This is a genomic window from Leucobacter soli (assembly GCF_042659205.1).
Classification (GTDB): Bacteria; Actinomycetota; Actinomycetes; order Actinomycetales; family Microbacteriaceae; genus Leucobacter; species Leucobacter soli.
This window is the reverse complement of sequence record NZ_JBHSRW010000238.1, coordinates 1-3,334: the sequence shown is the minus strand read 5'-3', so window position 1 is coordinate 3,334 and position 3,334 is coordinate 1. Positions and strand designations below refer to the sequence as shown.

4 protein-coding genes and 1 tRNA gene are annotated in these 3,334 nt (G+C 67.3%); 3 read left to right on the top strand and 2 right to left on the bottom strand.

The features are described 5' to 3' along the window. On the bottom strand, positions 1 to 146 hold a 146-nt coding region (locus ACFPZL_RS11450), incomplete at its 3' end, for a GntR family transcriptional regulator (RefSeq protein WP_382335488.1). A gap of 196 nt (positions 147 to 342) precedes the next feature. Between ACFPZL_RS11450 and ACFPZL_RS11445 the strand changes: the two genes are divergently transcribed. Both ACFPZL_RS11445 and ACFPZL_RS11440 read left to right on the top strand, forming a co-directional pair. Next, the gene (locus tag ACFPZL_RS11445; RefSeq protein WP_218116454.1) at positions 343 to 1,227 is read left to right on the top strand and encodes a DMT family transporter; all 885 of its coding nucleotides are present in this window, start codon (positions 343 to 345) and stop codon (positions 1,225 to 1,227) included. After that, a complete protein-coding gene (locus tag ACFPZL_RS11440; RefSeq protein WP_218116453.1) occupies positions 1,224 to 1,616 on the top strand; it encodes a hypothetical protein in 393 nt (130 codons plus the stop codon). Before ACFPZL_RS11445 ends, ACFPZL_RS11440 begins: the two co-directional genes overlap by 4 nt. Positions 1,617 to 1,648: 32 nt before the next feature. Here the strand turns inward: ACFPZL_RS11440 and ACFPZL_RS11435 are convergent. Then, positions 1,649 to 1,721, bottom strand: a tRNA-Lys gene (locus ACFPZL_RS11435). A 373-nt stretch (positions 1,722 to 2,094) separates the two neighbouring features. Between ACFPZL_RS11435 and ACFPZL_RS11430 the strand changes: the two genes are divergently transcribed. Continuing rightward, positions 2,095 to 3,261, top strand: coding sequence for a sigma-70 family RNA polymerase sigma factor (locus tag ACFPZL_RS11430; RefSeq protein ID WP_218116452.1), 1,167 nt, complete (start codon positions 2,095 to 2,097; stop codon positions 3,259 to 3,261). Positions 3,262 to 3,334: the final 73 nt, after the last annotated feature.

Sequence of the window (3,334 nt, the reverse complement as noted above, 5' to 3'; positions counted from 1 at the left end):
AGGCGGCCGATCGCCTCGCGCGCCGGGGTGCGGCTGACGCCGAGCCGCGCGGCCTGCTCGACTTCGGCGAGCACGGTGCCGGGAGCGAGCGCGCCGCTCTGAATCTCTTCGAGGAGCGTGGCGTAGGCCAGGTCGCTCGCGCGCATCGTCATGACCTCCTCGACTTGTCGCGTGATCCACTTCGAGTGTATGCACAATAGCGATAAATAGCTACCGTCATTGCGAATTATTGAGGTTGTGTGTACATAGCCGGCGATTCTTCGTGCGCGCGAACCCGCCGTCCGCGACCGCGCGCACGGAGCCATCCGGTATCTGGTATCACTGACGGGGAGGTGGAATCCGATGACTCGACGCGGCTGGCTGCTGTTCGCGGCGATGAGCCTGATCTGGGGTGCGCCCTACCTGTTCATCAGCATCGCCGGCGAGTACGTGAATCCCTTCGTGCTGGTCCTGCTGCGCACCGGCCTCGCCGTGCTCGTGCTGGTTCCGATCGTGCTGGTCCGGGGTCAGGCCCGCATCATGATCCAGCGCTGGCGGCCGATCCTCGCGTTCGCCTTGCTCGAGATCATCATCCCCTGGCCGATGCTCAACTACGCGGAGACTCGGATCTCGTCGTCCATGGCCGGTCTGCTGATCGCGACCGTCCCGCTCGTCGCCGCGCTCGCCTTCCTGGTCTCGCCGCGCGCCGAGCGCTACTCGCTCCGCCAGGTGATCGGCCTGATCCTCGGGTTCGGCGGTGTCGTGCTGCTGCTCGGCCTCGACGTCGACGGTGCGGATCCGCTCGCGATCCTGCTGATGCTCGGCGTGGTCGTCTGCTACACCGCTGCGCCGCTGGTGATGTCGCGCTACCTCTCAGACGCGCCGCCGCTCCCAGTCATGACGGCGGCGCTCGTGATGGCCACGGCCGTCTACCTGCCGTCGGCGTTCATCGCCCCGCCGCTCGACGTCCCCGTGCGAGGCTGGGTGAGCATCGTGATCCTCGCGCTCGTCTGCACCGGTCTCGCCATGGTGCTCTTCGGTGCGCTCATCATCGAGGCCGGCCCCACGCGGTCGATGCTCTTCACCTACGTCAACCCCGTGGTCGCGCTGATCCTGGGTGTGCTGGTGCTCGGGGAGACCGCCACGCCGGGCATGCTGCTCGGCCTTCCGCTGATCCTCGGAGGAGCCATCCTCGCCATGCGCGGCGGAGGAGCCGAGGGCGGTCGTGGTCGTAAGATTGGTCCATGAGGCGCACCTGGATCAGAGCTGTCGATCTGGTCGACGTGTTCGTCTATCTGGTCGTACTCGGCTTCTTCACGCAGGTCTTCCCCAGGGTGATCAGCGAATCGTTCCTCGCCGCGCTCGCCACTGCGATCCTGCTCAAGCTCGTGCTCGAGGTCGTGGTGCGCCTGAAGACCCGCATCGTCGGCCGGATCGCGGGCGCGGAGACGCGCCGAGTGCGTGCCATTGCGGCAGTGGGCCTCGTCGTGGTCGCGGCCGGCAGCAAAGCGCTGATCCTCTGGCTGATGGACTTGGTTCTCGGCGATGCGGTGCACCTCGGCGGGTACCTGTCGGTAACGCTCCTCGTCGTGACGCTCATGCTCGCCCGCGCCGGTGTGCGGCGGGTCATCCGCTGACGGGCGGGCGCTGACGAGCGGGAAATTGGAAGTGGGCCCCGTCGGGCTCGAACCGACGACCTACGGATTAAAAGTCCGCTGCTCTACCGACTGAGCTAGAGGCCCCCGACCAATCTACCGTGCCGGCACCCCGGTGAGGTGCACACACGGCACCGGCCCGCGCTGCGTACCCGGCTGCCCGGTGTCCCCGGGGGACGCGGACCGCTGAACGTTCGGCAATCGGAGCCTTGGCACGATACCGTTCGTGACGACGAGGATCACTCCGGCTTCTCCTGGATCTCGCCCTCCGACCGCGCATCCGAGCCTTCCGGAATCGTGCATTTGGGTACTCCAGAGCGGAACGCCCGGCCATGTGAGGTTATTATGCTCTGGGAGAAAAGAGTCAGTGTGATTCTTTCGAGGTCGGATCGCAATGATGCGCCGACGGAACCGATGCCGGGGGGCAGGACGAAGTGAGTCGTACGAACGAGACACTGGGATGAGTATGCGGGGTGGTCTGCACGCATCCGGGTACATGGACCCACGCGATGACGCAGAGCTGTGCGAGATCGTGCGCACCGGGTCCGAGTCGCGAGCCGGCAAGGTGGCTTTCGCCGAGCTCTACCGTCGGCATCGCGATACGGCGATGGCTCAGGCCTACCGCATCACGGGAGATCGGGGACGGGCGGAAGATCTGGTCGCCGAGACCTTCGTGCGGGTGCTGCGGGCGCTTGCCGGTGGCAACGGCCCACGCGATTCCGTGCTCGGCTATGTGCTGGTTTCGCTGCGCAGCGAGGCGATCCGCGTCGCGAAGCTCGAGGAACCGGTCGCCGCAATGGAGCCGGACATCCTCGCGGGGCTGATGGAGCACACCCCGGACTTCTCGGAGGGACTCTCGGAGGGCGACCAGGTGCGTCGTGCGTTCGCGGCGCTCCCCGATCCCGGACGGCGGGCGGTGTGGCTGCTCGATGTCGAGGAGCTGTCGATCGAGGAGGCGGCGGATCACCTCGACATGACTTCGGGCGCGCTGCGGGTGCTGGCGTTCCGCACGCGGAAGCGCCTCGGCACGGCCTATCTGCAGCAGTACGTGCAGATCGCGGATGAGGCGTGTGCAGGCACGGCCGGCCGGCTTGCCGAGTACCTGCGCGGGAGCCTGGGCGTACGGTCCGAGCGCGACGTCTCCGAGCACCTGGAGTCGTGTCCGCACTGCACCGAGCAGATCCGTCGCCTTCGATCCTTGGGCGAGCAACTGCGGGCATGGATCGGGCCGGTGGTCGGGGGAGGTGCTCTCGGCGGATTTGCGGTCGCGGGCTTCGGTGACGCACCCGCGGCCAATGCGGCGATGGCATCGGGAAGTCAGAGCGGCCACTCGGGTGCAGGGTTCGCGGCGCCCGGCCGCACGAAGGCCTGGTCGTGGTTGGCGCTCGCCGCGGGGGTCGCGCTTCTCATTGCGGGGGTGTTCATGCTGCTGCCGAAGGACCGGGCACCTGTGCCCGAGGCGCTGGGCGCCGGGCCTTCTGCGGCGGAGCAGCCGACTGCGGACGACCGGATCGACAACGGTACCGGGGGCGGCAACGAGATCGCACCGGACTCCGACGAGGAAGAGTCGGATGACGAGGCGGAGGATCCGCAGGGGGACCCGCTGATCGACGACAACACGCCGTGAATCGTGTCGTGTTTGATGGAGGGTAATCCTGTACCGAAAGGAACCCCCGGCATCATGCCCGTCCCATACCCCG

Excerpts from the sequence above, each read along its gene's own strand:
- ACFPZL_RS11445 (WP_218116454.1), top strand. The coding sequence starts at position 343 with ATGACTCGACGCGGCTGGCTGCTGTTCGCGGCGATGAGCCTGATCTGG.
- ACFPZL_RS11440 (WP_218116453.1), top strand. The coding sequence starts at position 1,224 with ATGAGGCGCACCTGGATCAGAGCTGTCGATCTGGTCGACGTGTTCGTC.
- ACFPZL_RS11430 (WP_218116452.1), top strand. The coding sequence starts at position 2,095 with ATGAGTATGCGGGGTGGTCTGCACGCATCCGGGTACATGGACCCACGC.